The sequence below is a fragment of the Desulfococcus sp. genome (assembly GCF_041737845.1).
GTDB lineage: Bacteria > Desulfobacterota > Desulfobacteria > Desulfobacterales > Desulfococcaceae > Desulfococcus.
In genome coordinates this window covers 43072-60924 of sequence record NZ_JBGSQX010000080.1, presented here as the reverse complement: position 1 = coordinate 60924, position 17853 = coordinate 43072, and the positions used below count along the sequence as shown (strand labels likewise).

The following is a 17853-nucleotide window of genomic DNA, read 5'->3' as shown; positions in this document are numbered from 1 at the left end:
GGTTTTTTGAACGATTAATCTAGAGCAGGAAAAGGAGAACAGATGATCAAAAGATGCGTCTCGACAATTGTCGCGTCGGTCGCCATCCTCGCGTTTTCGGCGACGGTTTGGGCCGCCGCCAACCGCGTGGAACTGGGGACCAGCGTACCCAACATTCCCAAGTCCCTGTGCTATCAGGCAGGCTCCATCTCCATGGAGTTCAGCGCCGGCACGGTCTTTCGTTCCGGTGACGTGATCCAGTATACCCTGAACAACGGCGTCGTCCTCTGCAAGGACATCGACTTCTATGTACGCCTCCATAACGGCGAGGCCCTCATCGACCGGCCCGGAACCAACACCGCGGCGCCGGTTTCCGCAACCGACGCCCTGGATCAGGTCACTATCGATGCGGCAGCGGTTCCGCCCGTCAATGTGGGTGCCGGTAGACCTGCCTTTTATGACTACGGTTTTCGGGTCAAGGGCCTTGCAGGCAGCCAGATCATTCAACTGACCGTCGGCTCCCGTTCGGTGGATCCGGTCATTTCTCTGCTGGCTACGCCCGAGGGGATCTTCAATGAGAACGGCGCCGACAATTTCATCATGACCTTTGTCGGCATCAATCCCGAAGACGTCCTCAGTGTCTCCATTTTCGATGAGAAGGCCGCGGTTGTGGACGCGTTGGGCAGGGCCTATCTCTATAAAGATGATCCGGATGTCAGCGGCATCCTTTACGACCAGGATTTTGATCCGGCCAACAACGATCCTTTCACCTATGCCGACAACACCCTCTGCATCGACACCCTGACCTTCGACTACCAGGGCGAAAGAGTCGAAGTGACCCCCGACTCCATCACCGTCCTTCCCGACAACAAGCTGACCTTTACGGGTGAGCGCGAGATCGCAAGAATTCTTGCTGCGGCCGAGTATGCGCTCGTGACCTGCAAGGATTCTCCGGTGGTGGGCAACATCATCCTGGGGGGGCAAGGCCAGGATGCGATCTGCCCGCCGTTTGACTTCGATACCGGCGCCAACTACTGCCCCGGCACCCATGAGAACAACAAGCTTATCATCCAGGCCCTGACCAATCCCTTCCCGGTCAACGACTACAAGATCAGCCTCGAGGTGAAGGTCAACGGCCTTACCGGCGACCAGGGCGTCTATATCGCCCAGAATGCCATGGAATACCTCTCCACCACCACCCTGGACGAGGCCTGCAGCGCCGAAAACCTGAACGCTCTCACGTTTGAAACCTACGTCGCTCCCGGCGCATGCACCCAGAGCACGGATGTTGAACCGGGCGGCAGCGGCTGCACCGTGGACTGCGCAAACAAGGTCGTGAAGGCCACCACCATCGCCAACAACCTGGGAATCACCCTGGCCGGCGGCCAGAGCTACCTGAGACTGGGACTTCCCTCCTTCCGCTATGACACGAGCATCGTGAAGGAAGGCGACGTCGTCTCCGTCCGCCTGATCGTGGCGCAGTACCCCTGCGGCACCATCCTCGACGAGGAAATCCAGATCGGCACCTTCGGCTGCGCGCCCGAAACCCGTGCCACGACCCTGCTCTATCCCTACTTCACCCCGGCCAACGGCTCCTACTTCTGGTCGGCTTATGCCATCACCAACATCAGCGGCACCGACGGCAACGTGACCCTGTACATGTATGAGAGCGACGGCGACGCCTTCACGGGTGTTGTCGCCACGCCGGTCAAGGCCCGCACCATCTGGACCACGACCCTGGCAGACTCCATTGTGAACCCCGACATCACCTGGACCCAGACCGCCGGCACCGGCACCCCGGGTGACGCCGCCGCCTATGTCCAGGCGGTCACCACATTCACCGCCGACGGCTTCGGCTTCATCGCCGGTTCCCCGACGGGCGAATCCATGGGCTACCTGCCCAGGGTGGACGGAAAAAAATGAAGGTGGTGACCGATAACCACAGCGGTTGATCATCAAAACCCTATTGTGTTAATGGGATATACAACCGGATTCTGAAAGGGGGTGATAAAAAAAGCGCCGGAAAATCGGCGCGGCAGAGTAATAAACGCAAAATTATGAGTCATTAATCGTAACACGTAACTGTAGTGTAAAACATTTAAAAGGAGAAATGATGAAAAAAAGATTCTTCCCCGTAATTATCGCACTGTGTGCCGTTTTGGCCTTCTCGGGCGCCGTCTATGCAGCGGCCAACCGCGTTGAGCTCGGCACCAACGTGCCCAACATTCCCAAATCCCTCTGCTACCAGGCCGGCTCCATCTCCATGCAGTTCAGCGCCGATACCATCCTGCGCTCCGGAGACGTGATTCAATTTACCCTGAACAATGGCGTGGTGGTCTGCAAGGACATCGACTTCTACCTGAGGCTCCATGACGGAGCAGCAGCCACATTTCTTCCTGGAATAATAACCGCTAACCCGGTTTCAGCCACGGATGCAGGTGACACCCTCACCGTTCAGGCTAGCACGGCTCCGGGTGCGGGCGCTTTGACGCCTGCGCCAGCTGGCACCCACGACTACGGCTTCCGCGTAAAAGCCCTTGCCGGCAGCCAGATCATCCAATTGACGGTGGGCTCCCGCAATGTCACCACCGGAGCATTCAATGAAACCGCGCTGGATGACTTCGAAATTTTCTTCAGCCCCATGACCTTAGCTACGGACGTAGTGACCGTCGCCATCTTCGATGAGAAGGCCACGGCGACCTACCTGTGGAAGGATGACAAGGATGCCTCCGGCATCCAGTACATTCTGGATTCCACGGATTTGGACGACCCCTTCCTGTTTGCTGACAACACCATCTGCATCGACACCCTCACCTTCGACTATCAGGGTGAGAGAGTGGAAGTGACCCCGGATTCGCTGCCCGTTGCGGCCGACAACAAGCTGACCTTCACGGGTGAGCGCGAGATCGCCAGAATTCTTGCGACGGCTGAGTATGCACTGGTAACCTGCAAGGATGCTCCTACGGTCGGCAACATTATCCTCGGTGAAGGCCAGGGCGCAACCTGTCCGCCGTTCGACTTCGACACCGGCGCCTACTACTGCCCCGGTACCCATTCCAACAACAAGCTTATCATCCAGGCCCTGACCAATCCCTTCCCGGTCAACGACTACAAGATCAGCCTCGAGGTGAAGGTCAACGGCCTCACCGGCGACCAGGGCGTGTATATCGCCGAGACATCAATGGAATACCTCTCCACTACCACACTCGACGAAGTATGCAATGCCCAAAGCCTGAACGCCCTCCCGTTTGAAACCTACGTCGCTCCCGGCGCATGCACCCAGAGCACGGATGTTCTCCCGGGCGGCAGCGGCTGCACCGTGGACTGCGCAAACAAGGTCGTGAAGGCCACCACCATCGCCAGCAACCTGGGGATCACCCTTGCCGGCGGTCAGAACTACCTGAGACTGGGGCTTCCGTCCTTCCGTTATGACACCGGCATCGTGAAGGAAGGCGACGTCGTCTCCGTCCGGTTGCTCGTGGAGCAGTATCCTTGCGGCACCATCCTCGACGAGGAAATCGAGATCGGCACCTTCGGCTGCGCGCCCGAAACCCGTGCCACGACCCTGCTCTATCCCTACTTCACCCCGGCCAACGGCTCATACTTCTGGTCAGCCTACGCCATCACCAACATCAGCGGCACCGACGGCAACGTGACCCTGTACATGTATGAGAGCGACGGCGACGCCTTCACGGGCGTTGTTGCCACCCCGGTCAAGGCCCACACCATCTGGGCGACCCGTCTGGACGACTCCATCGTGAACCCGGACATCACCTGGACCCAGACCGCGGGCACCGGTACACCTGGTGACGCGCTATGCTACATTCAGGCGTCGACCACATTCACCGCCGACGGTTTCGGTTTCATCGCCGGATCCCCGACGGGTGAGTCCATGGGCTACCTGCCCAGGGTAAACGGCCACGAGTAATCGGCCAAAAAGCACAAGGGAAGGCGGGTAAGGCACCGCAGCCATTTAAGTGCGAGGCCTCCCGCCGACCAGCGATAAAAAGAACATCGAGGGGCCATTTCGGCCCCTCATGCATTTTAAAGGCAACCGAACGAGATATTTAAAGATGGATGGTTTAAAACATATCTTTCTTCACCAGAAGCGCAACCAGGACTTGAGTGTCTTCTTTTACATTCTCTTTCCGTTGATCGCATCATGGATTCTGGTTTCCAGCGCGTTTTCGTTTCCATATCAGCCCGACCGGCAGGTGATGATCGACACGGAATACACGGCGGCATCCGTCTCGCATGCCCCGGGCCGTAAAACCTGGGAGATCCGGACCGGGAAGGAGAAACAGTTGGTGACCCTGGCCGTTTATCCCGCCGGCGCCGATCACCCCTTCTGCACGGTGACGATCCATGAGGACGGGGCGCCCGGCACGATCACCCTTACGGAGCGGCAGGGGAATCAGGAGCGGTCGAGCGAAAACGGACTTTTCATCCTGCCGGGCTACCCCGCGCCCGTCAACGTGCTGCCGGTGCATCAGGCAGAAACCGAGAAATTTTACGATGAAAAGCGGACCGCGGGGGGCCGCGTCTTCGTCAGACGCTACCGGGTTTTTTTTGAGGCCGTATCACGGGAAACGGCGCTGAAAAATGGATGGCTCACGGAGGGTTCCGGCCCCGACGGAGCGAAAACGGCTGCGCCATCGGCATCGGCCCTTCCAGAAAACAAAGGCCCGAGCAACCCGCCGGAGCCCCTGCTTCTGCGGATGGTGACGGTCGAAGACGACAGCAAAACGGCAGTCGTCCGGCAGTTGTGGCGCGATGGGGATTCCTGGTGGATCTACGAGGAAACCCCGTTCAAGCGTTCCCGGCGCGTGGAATGACCCAGAGACCTTTGCTTCATGTGAGGATGTATGAAACCCTTTAAGACCCTTCTACCCCTGACCATCGTTTTCCTGGGCCTCTCCCTGTGGGGCGTTTCCCGATCATCGGCTGAAACCTACGAGACGGACGCCCTTCCCTGGTCGGGCTACTGGTGGCCGTCCATCCACGGCGGACTGGCGACCGGCAAGGATTACCGGGGTCATCCGGCCCCCCTGGAAAAATACGACCAGCTCATCCAAGGCGTATTCCCCGGCCTGTCGACCCAATGGTATGCAGCCAAATACTACGACACCAGCGCCCTCTCCTGGTTCGGTCTCTGCTGGAACTGGGCCATGTCCGCCACATTCGAGGATATCGATTTTTTCCCCTCCTCCGAAAACAACATCCACTTTCGGGTGGGCGACAAGAAGGGCATCCTGACCGCAGCCAATACGGACAATGCTTATGAATACGAGAACGGCGCAAGTCCCGCTTCGTTTCATTACTGGCTCCTCAATTACATCCAGGATCAGGGCAGGGCGTTCGTGGCCGATCTCGACCCCACCGGCGAGCTCTGGTCCTATCCCGTCTTCCGCTTCGACATGACGAGCAGCGTCAAATCGGGCGGAGAGGCGGTCGCCGTCACGATCCACTACGCCGACGACATGGTGGCGCCCGACTATATGGGCACCCAGGTCCGGCGAAAAACCTACACCTACACCCTCGGGATCACCGGCGACGGGAGCATTTCTGGAGGTCAGTGGACGGGCGCCAGCATCGCAGATCATCCCCAGGGGATGTGGTTTGTGCTGGATGCGGCCTCCGCCACCCCCTATCTCGATTACAACCGGGCCGTTCAAATCGCCCGGTCGGCGGACGATTTCCTGGAGACCGGCGGACCCGAGCCCGCGCCCGTGGCGCCCGGCACTTACAACCTGGTGCTCATGAACGAGGACGCTTACCGGATCGACTGCGGGGCGGGCGACACCGTGTCCCTCTCGCTCAAACGGCTCTCCGGCAGCGCTTCGGACATGCTCGTCTCCGTGAGGGACGCCCAGGGCGCCGACATGGGCAGCTATCGGATCAGCGCCTACAAATATGCCGACTCGGCGCCGGTTGAGCTGACCCTCTCCTCGGGCACGCCGCCTTATATTCTGACTTTTGGCCAGGACAGCTACCGCGACCCCAACCTGTATGTGCTGACGCTGGACATCGACAAGACCTTCCAGCAGACCGTCCCCTACATCCCCAGCTTCATGTGGTCGGGGTTTGCCGTCACCAATCCCACAGGAATGCCCGTATCAAACGTTTTCCTCACCTCGTACGGCAGTGACGGCGCCCCGATTCACACGGGGTTCGGGCCGGTCACCCTGGCCCCCGGCGAAAAGCGGGTGTTTCTGCTGGATCAACTGCCGTGGCGGCGGCATGAATTCAGCAGGATCGACCGACTGATTCTGAAAAGCGACGGCTTCCTCAATTTCGTCAATCTCTTCGGCGACAAAGCCGGGCTTGCCATGGCGAGCTTCAACACAAACCCGCCCCGGAGCGGCCGCCTGATCCTGCCGGGGGCCGTCACGACATCCGGGACCGGCGAAAAGATTTTTTCCCAGATCTTGAGCGAATCCGGGGGGAATACCGGCGTCACCATGAAGCTCTACAGCCCGGGTGGGGCCTTCCTCAAACAGGCCGCCGCCACGATCCCCGCGGGCCGGAAATACAACATTCAGCCCGGCAAAGAACCGTTTCAATACAGCATGTCCAACACCGACTGGGTGGATGTCACGAGCAGCGCCGGGGCCCTCATGAGCGGGTTTCAATACGTGAGCGCCGCCGGGAAGGCAGAGGTGATGCCCATGGAGTCGGTTGCGGGAAGCGCCAAGGTCGTCCCCCATATTCCGCCGGCGTCGGGCAGCTGGATCCTGACGGTGGCGCTCATCAACCCCAATGACGCGGAAAACCGGGTCCGGTTCCACATGAAAAAGGCGGGCCAGGACGCGGCCGAGGATATGGAGGTGGTGCTGGGGCCGAGGGAGAAGCGGCTCATCGATATTCAGTCCCACTTCGCAAGGTTTCCGGGCCACCCCCTGCATCAGTCCATGATCGGCGTGACGGGGGATCTGCCCTTTGTCGGCTGGTATTCCTACGGCACCCCGGGCGGCGGCGAGGAGGCATCCTTCCCGCTCATCGACGACGCGGATAATACCGCGGAGCTGATCCTGCCCCACAACGCCGGGACCAACGGCGGGGCCTGGTGGACGGGCGCGTGCGTGGGTAATGCCTCCGGTGTTCCCCTCACCGTGTGGGTCGAGCCCTACGGCCGGGACGGCGGATTGATCTCCCATCAGGTGCGGCCGCTTTCGCTCGACCCCGGCGCCTACGAGATCCTGACGGCGGCGGGGTTTTTCGGGGAGTTCAGCAACGAAATCGCGTTTGTCAAGTTCCGCGTCGACCCGGCGGCGGATGGGCGCATCTGCGGGTTTTACCTCTACGGCAAACTCGAGAACGGGGTGCCCACCACCCGGCAGCTCTCGGGCGGCAATATGGGCGGGGCGGATATACGCCTCGAAGACCTGCCCCCGGGGGCGCAACTGGTCCGGGGCGGGGCCCCGGGTTCGGGCAGCATCATCGTTACGAGCCGATCGGTGTTCTGAACCGGCTTATTGTCGGCAGGATGGATCGGGGGGCGCCCATCGGGCGCCCTTCGTCATTTCGCGGGAGGTGTCGTCAGCGACTTCGGTTGGGCTTCTGCCGGGGCTGTCTGGTTTTGGAACATCCGGCTGAAGGGGTTCTGGGATTCCTCGACGCGCTGATACCATTTGCCGTCGTCCGCCTTGATCCAGCGCTGGGGGATCACCGGGCTTTTGAACTCGAAGGTCTGGACGGATACGGTTTCAGTCATGCGGACTACGGCCTCCGTTCCCGAGGGCAGGACCTCCACGCTCTCAATGGCAAACCCCTTGTAGGTCGTGTTTCTCGGCCGTTTGATGAAATCCTCCCGGGTGATGGTTTTCCGGTAGTCCGCATCATACAGGTCGTATACCTGGTCCCATTTGCCGTCGACCTTGGCCTGCATCATAGTTTGGGCGCTTTCGCGCACCCGCTCCTCGGGTTTCTTGAGATCGCAGGCCATGGTCAACAGAAAAGCAACCGCGCAGGCGGTCATCAGGCCTCGGGGGATCCAGTGATTTTTCATGGCGTTTTTCCTTTTTCCGGCGCAGCGCCGGCGCTGCCCTTCTGTTGAAAGATCCCCGCAGGAATTTGAACGGCGTCCTTGTGGGTCTTCCGGTATTGATCCATGAACTCCTCGGGCGACTTTTTCAACCCCTCCATGAGTTCCTGGTGGGTTTTGGCATCTTCCTGCGGGTTTTTGCCGCCGGGCTTGACGTAGTAGACCTGGTTGACGATATCGAAGATTTTGGCATCGTCGCGGGTGTCGTCATCCAACTCGATTCGGGTTTCCTTTCCCATCGTGACGCGGCCCCGGGGTGCGACGGTCATGGGGAGCACTCCCAGATGCTTTCCCTTGGATCCGATATAGAGGACCCCGGCCTCCCGCTTTTCTGGGGTGTCCGCCGCGGTTTTTTCGATTGGCGCGCCCCCGGGACCTTTCACGGCCGGCTCCATGCGGACGGAGCTGTCCGCGGCATGAAACTCTGGGCCCCCGTGATCGTCATCGCATCCGCTTTTCATGCCGCAGGAGACTGCTGCGTTTATCCAGGGGAATTTGTCCAGGAGCGCCTGCGTCGGCTCAAAATCGAGCTGGGAGAGCAGGATGGTGATGTCGGCCTTCTCTTTTTCGATTTCGGGCAGGATCGCCTTGAGGGCAGCCTCCGGGTCTGCGATGGCGACGTCGGATAGATTCTCAAAGGGTTCGGCCCACTTGAGGGCGTTGACGGGCAGGATGCCCAGGACCGCCACCTTCACCCCGCCGACCGGGATGATTTCATACCGTTTGAGCCGGGGAATGGCCACACCCGATACGGCGGCGTTGGTGGAGATAAAGGGAAAAGAGGTGCCTGCGGGCGCCTTTCTCAGGTATTCCGTCCCCAGCGTGAAATCTGACCCGCCGAGGTTCATCCCGTGGTATCCCATGAGGGTCATGGATTCCAGGGCGGCGTTCGCCTTTTTCTCCGCATCCCTTGGGGTGTAGCCGAATACGCCGCCGCAGTCCAGGAGCAGGACCGGCCCGGAGGTTTTCCGCAGGGTTTCAATCACATGGGCTCTTCGGGCAAGACCGCCCGAACTTTTGCCCGCTCATTCGTTGACCGGCCGGATGTTGCCGTTCATGTCCCCGCTATAGAGGAGCGTGATTGATTTCGCCGCCTCGCCGGCGGCCCACCCCGGACCGGAATGGACCGCCAGGATGGAAAACACGGCAAGAAGGATGATCGGGGTTTTTTTTCGCATGACTTTCCTCCTGATTTCATATATAGCGCATATCACTTCGGGCTTGCTGGAAAGCCCCGTACTATAGTGGATCACACGGCCGATAGCAAGCGTTAAAGCATCAGACCGGAAGGCAGCAAATCCATGGCGACCCATGACGGCCGTTACAGCAGATTTTTAAACCCACTTATGATTATCTCCCACATCTGGCAGTATCGAGACCTGATCCGCCAGCTCACGTGGCGGGCGGTGATCGGCCGCTACAAGGGGTCTATTGTAGGGCTGGGGTGGTCCTTTGTTCATCCCCTCGTCATGCTGGCCATCTATACCTTCGTGTTTTCCGCCATATTCAAATCCAAGTGGGGCGTTCAGCCGGACGAGGGGAAGGTGGCCTTCGCCATGGCCCTGTTCATGGGGCTCATCACCTTCAATATGTTCTCGGAGACCGTCAACCATGCGCCGACGGCCATCCTGAACAACGTCAATTTCGTCAAGAAGGTGGTCTTTCCCCTGGAGATCCTGCCGGTGGTGGGCTTCCTCGGGGCCTTTGTCAACGCCCTCTTCAGCCTGGCGGTGCTGCTCCTGGGGCTTCTGGTCTTCAACCATTTTCTCCACTGGACGGTGCTGCTCCTTCCGCTGGTGTGGCTGCCGGTGGTCTGCCTCTCCCTCGGGTGCGGCTTTTTTCTGGCGTCCATGGGGGTATTTGTCCGCGATGTCGGCGCGACCATCAGCATCCTGACGACCATGCTCTTTTTCCTGTCGCCGATCTTCTATCCGATCCAGGCCGTGCCCGAGAGATTCCGGTTCGTGTGCAGAATCAACCCCATGGCCGTTTTCGTGGAGGACGCCCGGAAGGTGGTCCTGTGGGGAATGACGCCGGACTGGGGGGTGTGGGCCGGCGGGTTTGCATTCTCTCTGGCGACGCTGATTCTGGGGTTCCTGTGGTTCATGAAGACGCGCAAAGGATTTGCCGATGTGGTATAGAAGACTGCCGGGATCAAGGGCGGGTCATGGCTGCTGATATCGCCATCCGGACCGAAGCCCTCGGCAAGTGCTACCATCTTTACAGCGAGCCCATGGACCGGCTGAAGCAGTCGATCTTCCGGTCCCGGAGGCAATACTTCCGCGAGTTCTGGGCCCTCCGGGATGTCTCCTTCGACATCGGCCGGGGGGAAACCTTCGGCATCATCGGGGCCAACGGCTCGGGAAAATCGACGCTCCTCCAGATGATCTGCGGCACCCTCCAGCCGACGGAGGGCGAGCTTTCAGTGAACGGACGTATCTCAGCGCTTCTGGAGCTGGGCGCCGGGTTCAATACGGAATTCACCGGCCGGGAGAATGTATACCTGAACGCCGCCATCCTGGGGCTTTCGAGGGAAGAGACCGACGAGAAGTACCCGAAGATCCTGGAGTTTGCCGACATCGGCGACTTCATCAACCGCCCGGTCAAGACCTATTCGACGGGCATGCTCGTGCGACTGGCCTTTTCGGTTCAGGTGGCCGTGGATCCGGACATCCTCATCATCGATGAGGCCCTCTCCGTCGGGGACATTTTCTTCCAGCAGAAGTGCATGCGCCGCATGAAAGCCCTCCGGGAGCAGGGCGTCACCATTCTCTTTGTCTCCCACGATCTCACCCTCGTGCGGGACTTCTGCGGCCGTGTTCTCTACCTGAAGCACGGCCGGATGAAGTGCCTGGGCCAGAGCCAGCAGGCCATCCAGCGGTTCATCCAGGAGGACCACCGGCCGGAGCCGGCGGCTGGAGAGAAGGCGGCGCCCGCGGCGGAGCGTTCCGCTCCGGACGACGATGTCCTTGCCTTCAAGGAGAATGCCGTATGGGTCCGGGACGGCGCACCGGAAACGTCAGCCGGGACCGGAGACGGAAAGGCCCGGATCCTCGCGGTTTCCGTGCTGAACAGCGAAAACGAGATGACCCTGGCCGCCCGGATCGGCGAGAAGCTGCGCATCCGGGTCCTCTACCAGGTGTTCGCCGAAGAAGAGTTCCACGTCACGGTGGTCATGAAGAACCGGTATGACCAGATCATTTTTTCCGGCGGGTCTTACACCCTGGGCATGGAGATTCCCCGGCTCGCCCCGGGGGAGATGACCGTTTTCGAGATGCAGGCCACCGCCATGATCGAGGCCGGGCTGTACACCTTTGCCGTCAAGCTCGGCCAGCGGATCGGCTCTCGTAACAAAGGGGTCGAGATCGACGCCACCCCCTGGCTGGGGCCCATCGGGATCACATGGGATTATGAAAACCAGGTCGCGCCCTTTTTCGGGATGTTCGGCATCCCGAGCGAGGGGCGGTTCATGAATGTAAAGGAAATGCCATGATCGTCTGGCTGGCCTCCTACCCCCGGTCCGGCAACACCCTCCTGCGGACCGTTCTTCGGCGCTGCTTCGGGCTCTGCTCCCACGAGGATGTCCCCATCGACAGGCCCGGCGAGTTCAGGGACAACCCCGACATGATCGGCCACGTGGAAAAGCAGGAGGCCTGGGAGGATTTCTACGGAAAGGCACTGGCATCGCCTGAGCTCTCCCTGGTGAAGACCCACCTGCCCCCGAGGGACGAACAGCCGTTCATCTACGTCGTGCGGGACGGGAGGCTCTCGGTGACGAGCTACCGGAAGTTTCACCGGGACTACAACGGCATCGACAAATCCATCGCAAGCCTCATCATCGGCGACGATGTCTGCGGCGACTGGACGACCCACTACCGGGTCTGGAACGACCGGAGCGCCCCGGAGCGGCTGGTGCTGAGATTCGAGGAACTGGTGAACGTGTCGGAGGAGGTGCTGGCCCGCATCGCCTGCTTCATCCGGTTCACGGGGGAGATCGCGCCGTGGGAAAACCCCATCGGACGGCTCCGGGAGGTGGAGCCCGACTTCTTCAACCGCGCCGAAACCCGTTTTGCGGCGGACCCGGAATGGGGGCTTGCCGAGCGGTTTCTGTTCGAGCGGTTTCACGGGGAGCTGATGCGCGGGCTGGGCTATGAAAATGATCTCTCCTGCGTCCATCTGATTCGGGAGGTCCCCGGCGAGTTCCTTGCCATGGCCGAAGAGATGGTCACGCTCCTCCGGCGGCTTTCCCGCGAAAATCATGAAAGACTGACATCGATCCACGATCTGGATCGTCGCCTGAAGGCCATGGCGGCCGTCAGGCAGGGGTGATGGAGAGGGCCGCACCATGTTTCTTCTGAATCGCATGAAAAGGGCCGTTTACCGGCGCTTCCTCCGCCGGCTGGACGCTGCGAGGACCGAACAGCTCATCGCGTCCCTGGGCGGCTGCGGCGAGAACCTCATGCTCTACCCTCCGGTGGTCATTCACACGCCGGAGGCCCTCACCATCGGGGACAACACCTCCATCGCGCCGTTTGTGCACATGTGGTGCGGGGCCTATATCGAGATCGGGTCCCGGTGCATGATCGGCAGCCACGTGGCCATCACCTCCCTGGGACATGACTTCCGGGAGGAGGAGATGTGGAAGAGCATGGTCAAGGGCAAGGTCGTCATCGAGGACGACGTCATGCTGGGTGCTCACAGCGTGGTGCTGCCGGGGGTGACCATCGGCAGGGGTGCGGCCGTGGGCGCGGGCTCCCTCGTCACCCGGGACGTGCCCCGCTACGCCGTCTGTTTCGGCAGCCCCGCTCGGGTTCGGGAATTCCGGCCCGAATCGGTCCAGGCGGCCCTCGAAGCATTGGTGGTGGAGGGGGGGCGGTAAGCATGGGTGCGGTGAGCTTTTCCATCGATGTCGATCTGATCCGGTTCTTCAAGCGGTTTCTGCCCATAGAAACCTTCATCGAGACCGGCACCCTCAAGGGGGATACGGTGGCCGCGGTCCGGCCCTATTTCGCCAGGACCGTCTCCATCGAGCTGTCCGATGAATACTATCAGGACGCCGTGAAAAGGTTCCGGGATGACCCCGATGTCGTCCTCCTGAAGGGGGATTCGGCGGCCCTGATCGGCGGCCTCGCGCGGGATGTCGATGAAACCCCCGCCATGTTCTGGCTGGACGCCCACTGGTGCAGCGACGATGAACAGAAGGCGGAGGGCGCCCGCTCCCAATGCCCGCTGCTGGGGGAGATCCGGGCCATCGGCCGCATCCATCCCGAAAGCGTCGTCCTCATCGACGACGCAAGGCTGTTTCTCTGCACGCCCGGCAGGCCCCATGATTACGGGCAGTGGCCCGATTTCCACGATATCGTGAAGGCCCTCCTGGAACTGAGCCCCGTGCACCGGATGATGGTCGCAAACGACGTGATCGTTTTCTATCCCGAAGCGCTTCTTGAGCCTTTCCAGCGCTTCGTCCACGAAACCGGGGTGGACTGGCTGGAGGTCGTCAATACCTTTCGGGACTGGCCGCGCCTCAGCCGGGAATACGAAACGCTTTCGGAAGCCCACGAGACGTTGGCCCGGATCCACCAGGAAACGGTCCGGGAACTTGCGGCCCTGCGCCGGGCTTGCGACGAGGAGAGGCGCCGGCACGACGCCGACCGAAGGGAGACGGCCGCGGTCCTGTCGGCCCGGGAAGAGGCTTGGGGCCGCATCGCGCAGGAAACGGATCGAAACCGCGCGCTGATGGAAGACCTCATCCGCCAGAAAGATGCGGCCATCGCCCAGCTTGAGACCATCGCCGACATGCGGCGGCAGACCATCGTCCACCGGGACCGGGTCATCCAGCGCCTGGAAAGCCGGCGCTTTTTCAAGCGGGCAACCTTGTGGGCGGCATCGATCTTCCGCCGAAACCTTTAATCCAGAATGGTTCTGCACACGATGAAACATCACCCTGACGCATCCCCCAGGATTTCCATCATCACCCCGTCCTATAACCAGGCAGGGTTCCTTGTCCAGGCGATCGAAAGCGTCCTGGACCAGGGATACCCGAACCTGGAATACATGATCATGGACGGCGGCTCGACGGACGGGAGCATCGAGATCATCCAGCGGTATGAGAAGCATCTGGCCTTCTGGGAGAGCGCCCCGGACAACGGCCAGAGCCACGCCGTCAACAAGGGGTTCCGCCGGGCCACAGGTGAGCTGGTGGCGTGGATGAACTCCGACGATTATTACCTTCCGGGGGCCTTTGAGGCGGTGGCGGAAAAGCACCGCGAGCTGTCCGCAGACGGTAAACTGCCGGGCTTCTTCTTTGGCACCGGCATCCGGGTGGACCGGGAGGGCGGACTTATCGGCAACTTCTGGCCCCACAAGCCCGTCTTCGACGTTGCGGCCCTGGTCTACGGGTTTGATTACATCCTGCAGCCCACGGTTTTTATCCGGCGGGACCCGCTTTTCTCCGTGGGCCTTCTGGACGAGGGGCTGAAATACTGCATGGACTACGATCTCTGGATCCGCCTGGCCAAGGCGTATCCCGCGGCCCCGGTGGATCACCCGGTCGCGGCCTCCCGGGAGTACCGGGAGACCAAATCCCTTTCCGGCGGCATGGAGCGGTGCGCCGAGATTGCAAGGGTCATCGCCGGCCATACGGGGCTCCCGGCCACGCCCGGCGTCCTCTACTACATCATCATCACCCTCCAGGGGCTGACCCGGGAGGATCGCGCCACGGGCCTTTTCTCGAAGGATTTCCAGCGGGCGCTTGAATTTCTGCACACGGAAAACCTGATCCCCCTGAGCCTCTTCTCCGACAGTGACTACGGCTTTCCCGAGCGGACCGCGGGCGCCGATCCGCTGGCGGAGATGGCCGCCGTCGCGGCAGAGCGAAAAGGGTATCTGACGGGTCTGGAGGAAAAACTGGAAGCGCTTCACCGGGTTATCCATACGCGGGATGAGGAGATCACGGGCCTCATCGCCCAATTGAAGGAGAGCGAGGCGGACCGCGACGCCCGCCTTGCGCAGGTCGAGTCGATCGGGAAGCAGCTCGCGGAGAGCGAGGCGGATCGCGACGCCCGGAGGATCCAGATCGAGGAGCTGGGCGCCCTGCTTGCGGAGAGCGAGGCGGACCGGGCCGCACGCTTTGAGGTCATCCAGGACCAGGCGCGGCAGATCGAGGCCCTCGGCCGGCGCTACGACCACCTGGCGACCCGGATGCCCGTCCGGGTCCTGAGAAAGCTCGGCATGATCTCCCCCCAGCCCGCGGACACCCCCGAGGCGTAGGAAAATCGGACGACCATGGCGCTGATTGCAGTCGATGTGACCCCCATGATGCCCGGCGGCGAGAACGGGGGCGTCAAGATCCTGACCCTGGAACTCCTGCGGGCGTTTCAGCGCGAGGCTGGGGATCACCGGTTTCTGCTCCTGACGGCCTCGTGGAACCACGACGAACTGGCCGGTCTGGAGGCGCCGACCATGACGCGTCTCCTGATCCTGGATAAATCGCCGTCGCGGTCCGCATTTCTGGACCGCTTTCACGGGCGAACGGGCAGGGTGCTCCGGAAACTTGCGGCCATCGTGAGGCGGAAGGTTCCCCGGGGGACCTTCGCCCGAAGGCGTTCCCTCACGTCCCGCGGCGTGGACCTGCTCTTCTGTCCGTTTACGGCGCCCACCCATATCGAGCCGGGGATCCCGACCGTATCGGTGATCCACGACATGCAGCACAAGGATTATCCCCAGTTCTTCCCGGAGAAAGAGATCGAGACCCGGAACCTTTTCATGGCGGACGTGCGTGCCAAGGCCGGCCGGATCGTCTGCATCTCCGAAAATGTTCGGGATTCGGTCCTCCGCCACCTGAACGCGGACCCGGAAAAGACCCATGTCGTCTACAACTGCATCCAGTCGCGCCTGGGTGCGGACATCCCGCCGGAGACCCGACAGGCCGTGCTGCAAAGGCTGGGGATTCATCAGCGGCCCTATATGTTCTATCCCGCCAATTTCTGGCCCCACAAAAACCACCGGATGCTGCTGACGGCCTACGGCATGTTTCGGCACCGGCATCCGGACCTGGCCCCGGACCTCGCCTTCACCGGGGCTTTGGTGGATGAGGAGCGTCTTCTCAAACAGGCCGCGGCAGGGATGGGGATCCGGGAGCACGTTCACTTTCTGGGGTTTCTGCCCCAGGAGGAGCTGGACGTTGTCTGGCAGGGAAGCCGGTTTCTGATCTTTCCGTCCCTGTATGAAGGCTTCGGGATCCCCGTGGTCGAGGCCATGTCCCTGGGGAAGCCGGTGCTGTGCAGCAATGTCACGAGCCTTCCCGAGGTCGCGGGGGATGCGGCCCTCTTCTTTGATCCCAGGAAGCCCGGGGAGATGGTGGCGGCCATGGCGCGGATTACCGGAGACCCGTCCCTGGCGGCGGACCTGGCAGGCCGGGGAAGACTGCGGGCCCAGCAATACCGGTCCGAAAGGATGATCCGGGGATACCTGGAGGTCTTCCGGGAGGCCCTGGGCTGCCCCGCAGGGCTTGCAGACGGCGTGGCCGGGATGTTCGAGGACGGATGGACGGCGGAGGAGGTGTCCATCACCTACGGCCCGGGGCCCGACGGCCGTCGTCTGGAAATTCTCCTGGAGGCACCGGTGGAGCTGCCCGGCGGAAGGCGCCTTGTATCGGTGATCGAAAACGGAAAGCGGGTCCGGCGGGAGCGTCTGGCCAGGGGGGAGGAGCGGGTGCTTTCCTTGCCGCTGCCCGCCCGCCGGGGAGAAGTCTCCCTCATCGTTTCACCCGTGTTCCAGCCCGCCCTGTGCGGCATGGGGCCGGATAATCGCAGGCTGGGGGTGATCTGCCGAGGGTGCTCCGTCGTCTCTCCGGACGGAGAAAGCGTATCATTGTTGAAGCATTCGTAAAAAAGGAGCGTGACCGCGTGGCCCCATCCATCAGCATCGTTACCCCTTCCTACAAACAGGGGATCTTTATCGAAAGAACCATCGAAAGCGTGCTCAAGCAGAAGATACCGGGGCTCGAATACATCATCGTCGACGGGGGCAGCCGGGACCGCACGGTCGATATCCTGAAGCGTTACGGGGATCGGGTCCAGTGGACCTCCGAACCCGACAGGGGGCAGGCCGACGCCGTCAACAAGGGTATCCGGAGGTCCCGGGGGGAGATCATCGGGTGGCTCAACAGCGACGATGTCTACTATGACGGGGCCCTGGCCGCCGTCCTGGAATACTTCGAGGCCCGCCCAGACGTGGACATCCTTTACGGAGACGCCCATCATATCGACGCGGAGGACCGGATCATCGAGCCCTACTATACCGAGGACTGGGATTATGAGCGGCTCAAGGAGATCTGCTTCATCTGCCAGCCGTCGGTTTTTTTCCGGCGAAGCCTGGCGGAAAGGGTCGGGCTCCTGGACGACCGCCTTCAATACTGCATGGACTACGAATACTGGCTGCGCATCGGCCGGACGACGCCCTTCGCCCGCATGAACCGGTTTCTCGCCGGATCGCGGATGTACGACAGCAATAAGACGCTCGGGGCAAGGGTCGCCGTCCACCGGGAGATGAACGACATGCTGAAGCGGACCCTGGGGGCGGTGCCGGTCAAATGGATTTACGGGTACGCTCATGTAAAGGCGGATCAGAGAGGGCTCGACCGCGCCCACCCCTCGCAAAACCTGGAATTCGTCGTGCGGCTGGTAGGCCAGGCCATGTACGCCTTCTTTCACTGGAAAAGAAAGATTTCCCCGCGGGAATTCATGACCATGGCGGGCTGGCTGCTGGGCTCGTTGAAAAACGTGGTCCGCCAGTTCGGATGAATCCGGCGTGCGCCAGGACGCCGACAC

15 protein-coding genes are annotated in these 17853 nt (G+C 61.4%); 12 read left to right on the top strand and 3 right to left on the bottom strand.

Annotated features, from left to right (window positions below; genetic code table 11):
• Positions 1 to 42: 42 nt before the first annotated feature.
• The 4 genes from ACEW8N_RS09085 to ACEW8N_RS09070 all read left to right on the top strand — a co-directional run bounded on the left by ACEW8N_RS09085 (position 43) and on the right by ACEW8N_RS09070 (position 7445).
• Entirely contained in the window at positions 43 to 1902 is a 1860-nt protein-coding gene (locus ACEW8N_RS09085) for a hypothetical protein (RefSeq protein ID WP_373499497.1), read from the top strand.
• A gap of 190 nt (positions 1903 to 2092) precedes the next feature.
• Positions 2093 to 3907: a hypothetical protein gene (locus tag ACEW8N_RS09080; RefSeq protein ID WP_373499496.1), complete on the top strand. Its 1815-nt coding sequence runs from the start codon at positions 2093 to 2095 to the stop codon at positions 3905 to 3907.
• Between the two features lie 145 nt (positions 3908 to 4052).
• Positions 4053 to 4814, top strand: a complete 762-nt coding sequence (locus ACEW8N_RS09075; protein ID WP_373499495.1) for a hypothetical protein — start codon at positions 4053 to 4055, stop codon at positions 4812 to 4814.
• A 30-nt stretch (positions 4815 to 4844) separates the two neighbouring features.
• Positions 4845 to 7445, top strand: coding sequence for a hypothetical protein (locus tag ACEW8N_RS09070; RefSeq protein ID WP_373499494.1), 2601 nt, complete (start codon positions 4845 to 4847; stop codon positions 7443 to 7445).
• A 53-nt stretch (positions 7446 to 7498) separates the two neighbouring features.
• Here ACEW8N_RS09070 and ACEW8N_RS09065 read toward each other — a convergent pair whose 3' ends face one another.
• Genes ACEW8N_RS09065 through ACEW8N_RS09055 form a run of 3 tightly spaced genes read right to left on the bottom strand, consistent with a single transcriptional unit; the run spans position 7499 to position 9201 of the window.
• Positions 7499 to 7987, bottom strand: coding sequence for a hypothetical protein (locus ACEW8N_RS09065; protein WP_373499493.1), 489 nt, complete (start codon positions 7985 to 7987; stop codon positions 7499 to 7501).
• Entirely contained in the window at positions 7984 to 9009 is a 1026-nt protein-coding gene (locus tag ACEW8N_RS09060; RefSeq protein WP_373499492.1) for a hypothetical protein, read from the bottom strand. The genes ACEW8N_RS09065 and ACEW8N_RS09060 overlap by 4 nt, the downstream gene beginning before the upstream one ends.
• A gap of 39 nt (positions 9010 to 9048) precedes the next feature.
• Positions 9049 to 9201: a hypothetical protein gene (locus ACEW8N_RS09055; protein WP_373499491.1), complete on the bottom strand. Its 153-nt coding sequence runs from the start codon at positions 9199 to 9201 to the stop codon at positions 9049 to 9051.
• A gap of 123 nt (positions 9202 to 9324) precedes the next feature.
• Here ACEW8N_RS09055 and ACEW8N_RS09050 point away from each other — a divergent pair, with 123 nt between their 5' ends.
• Genes ACEW8N_RS09050 through ACEW8N_RS09015 form a run of 8 tightly spaced genes read left to right on the top strand, consistent with a single transcriptional unit; the run spans position 9325 to position 17826 of the window.
• The gene (locus tag ACEW8N_RS09050) at positions 9325 to 10164 is read left to right on the top strand and encodes an ABC transporter permease (protein WP_373499490.1); all 840 of its coding nucleotides are present in this window, start codon (positions 9325 to 9327) and stop codon (positions 10162 to 10164) included.
• 26 nt (positions 10165 to 10190) lie between these two features.
• Positions 10191 to 11516, top strand: coding sequence for an ABC transporter ATP-binding protein (locus tag ACEW8N_RS09045; RefSeq protein ID WP_373499489.1), 1326 nt, complete (start codon positions 10191 to 10193; stop codon positions 11514 to 11516).
• Entirely contained in the window at positions 11513 to 12352 is an 840-nt protein-coding gene (locus ACEW8N_RS09040) for a sulfotransferase domain-containing protein (RefSeq protein WP_373499488.1), read from the top strand. Before ACEW8N_RS09045 ends, ACEW8N_RS09040 begins: the two co-directional genes overlap by 4 nt.
• 16 nt (positions 12353 to 12368) lie before the next feature.
• Positions 12369 to 12902 carry a DapH/DapD/GlmU-related protein gene (locus ACEW8N_RS09035; RefSeq protein WP_373499487.1) on the top strand — a complete coding sequence of 178 codons (534 nt, stop codon included), beginning with the start codon at positions 12369 to 12371 and terminating at the stop codon, positions 12900 to 12902.
• A gap of 2 nt (positions 12903 to 12904) precedes the next feature.
• The gene (locus tag ACEW8N_RS09030) at positions 12905 to 13933 is read left to right on the top strand and encodes a hypothetical protein (RefSeq protein ID WP_373499486.1); all 1029 of its coding nucleotides are present in this window, start codon (positions 12905 to 12907) and stop codon (positions 13931 to 13933) included.
• Between the two features lie 21 nt (positions 13934 to 13954).
• Positions 13955 to 15292, top strand: a complete 1338-nt coding sequence (locus ACEW8N_RS09025) for a glycosyltransferase (RefSeq protein ID WP_373499485.1) — start codon at positions 13955 to 13957, stop codon at positions 15290 to 15292.
• Between the two features lie 15 nt (positions 15293 to 15307).
• Positions 15308 to 16912 carry a glycosyltransferase family 4 protein gene (locus ACEW8N_RS09020; protein WP_373499484.1) on the top strand — a complete coding sequence of 535 codons (1605 nt, stop codon included), beginning with the start codon at positions 15308 to 15310 and terminating at the stop codon, positions 16910 to 16912.
• A 17-nt stretch (positions 16913 to 16929) separates the two neighbouring features.
• Entirely contained in the window at positions 16930 to 17826 is an 897-nt protein-coding gene (locus ACEW8N_RS09015; RefSeq protein WP_373499483.1) for a glycosyltransferase family 2 protein, read from the top strand.
• Positions 17827 to 17853 lie beyond the last annotated feature (27 nt).

Excerpts from the sequence above, each read along its gene's own strand:
- ACEW8N_RS09085 (WP_373499497.1), top strand. The coding sequence starts at position 43 with ATGATCAAAAGATGCGTCTCGACAATTGTCGCGTCGGTCGCCATCCTC.
- ACEW8N_RS09080 (WP_373499496.1), top strand. The coding sequence starts at position 2,093 with ATGAAAAAAAGATTCTTCCCCGTAATTATCGCACTGTGTGCCGTTTTG.
- ACEW8N_RS09075 (WP_373499495.1), top strand. The coding sequence starts at position 4,053 with ATGGATGGTTTAAAACATATCTTTCTTCACCAGAAGCGCAACCAGGAC.
- ACEW8N_RS09070 (WP_373499494.1), top strand. The coding sequence starts at position 4,845 with ATGAAACCCTTTAAGACCCTTCTACCCCTGACCATCGTTTTCCTGGGC.
- ACEW8N_RS09065 (WP_373499493.1), bottom strand. The coding sequence starts at position 7,987 with ATGAAAAATCACTGGATCCCCCGAGGCCTGATGACCGCCTGCGCGGTT.
- ACEW8N_RS09055 (WP_373499491.1), bottom strand. The coding sequence starts at position 9,201 with ATGCGAAAAAAAACCCCGATCATCCTTCTTGCCGTGTTTTCCATCCTG.
- ACEW8N_RS09050 (WP_373499490.1), top strand. The coding sequence starts at position 9,325 with ATGGCGACCCATGACGGCCGTTACAGCAGATTTTTAAACCCACTTATG.
- ACEW8N_RS09045 (WP_373499489.1), top strand. The coding sequence starts at position 10,191 with ATGGCTGCTGATATCGCCATCCGGACCGAAGCCCTCGGCAAGTGCTAC.
- ACEW8N_RS09040 (WP_373499488.1), top strand. The coding sequence starts at position 11,513 with ATGATCGTCTGGCTGGCCTCCTACCCCCGGTCCGGCAACACCCTCCTG.
- ACEW8N_RS09035 (WP_373499487.1), top strand. The coding sequence starts at position 12,369 with ATGTTTCTTCTGAATCGCATGAAAAGGGCCGTTTACCGGCGCTTCCTC.
- ACEW8N_RS09030 (WP_373499486.1), top strand. The coding sequence starts at position 12,905 with ATGGGTGCGGTGAGCTTTTCCATCGATGTCGATCTGATCCGGTTCTTC.
- ACEW8N_RS09025 (WP_373499485.1), top strand. The coding sequence starts at position 13,955 with ATGAAACATCACCCTGACGCATCCCCCAGGATTTCCATCATCACCCCG.
- ACEW8N_RS09020 (WP_373499484.1), top strand. The coding sequence starts at position 15,308 with ATGGCGCTGATTGCAGTCGATGTGACCCCCATGATGCCCGGCGGCGAG.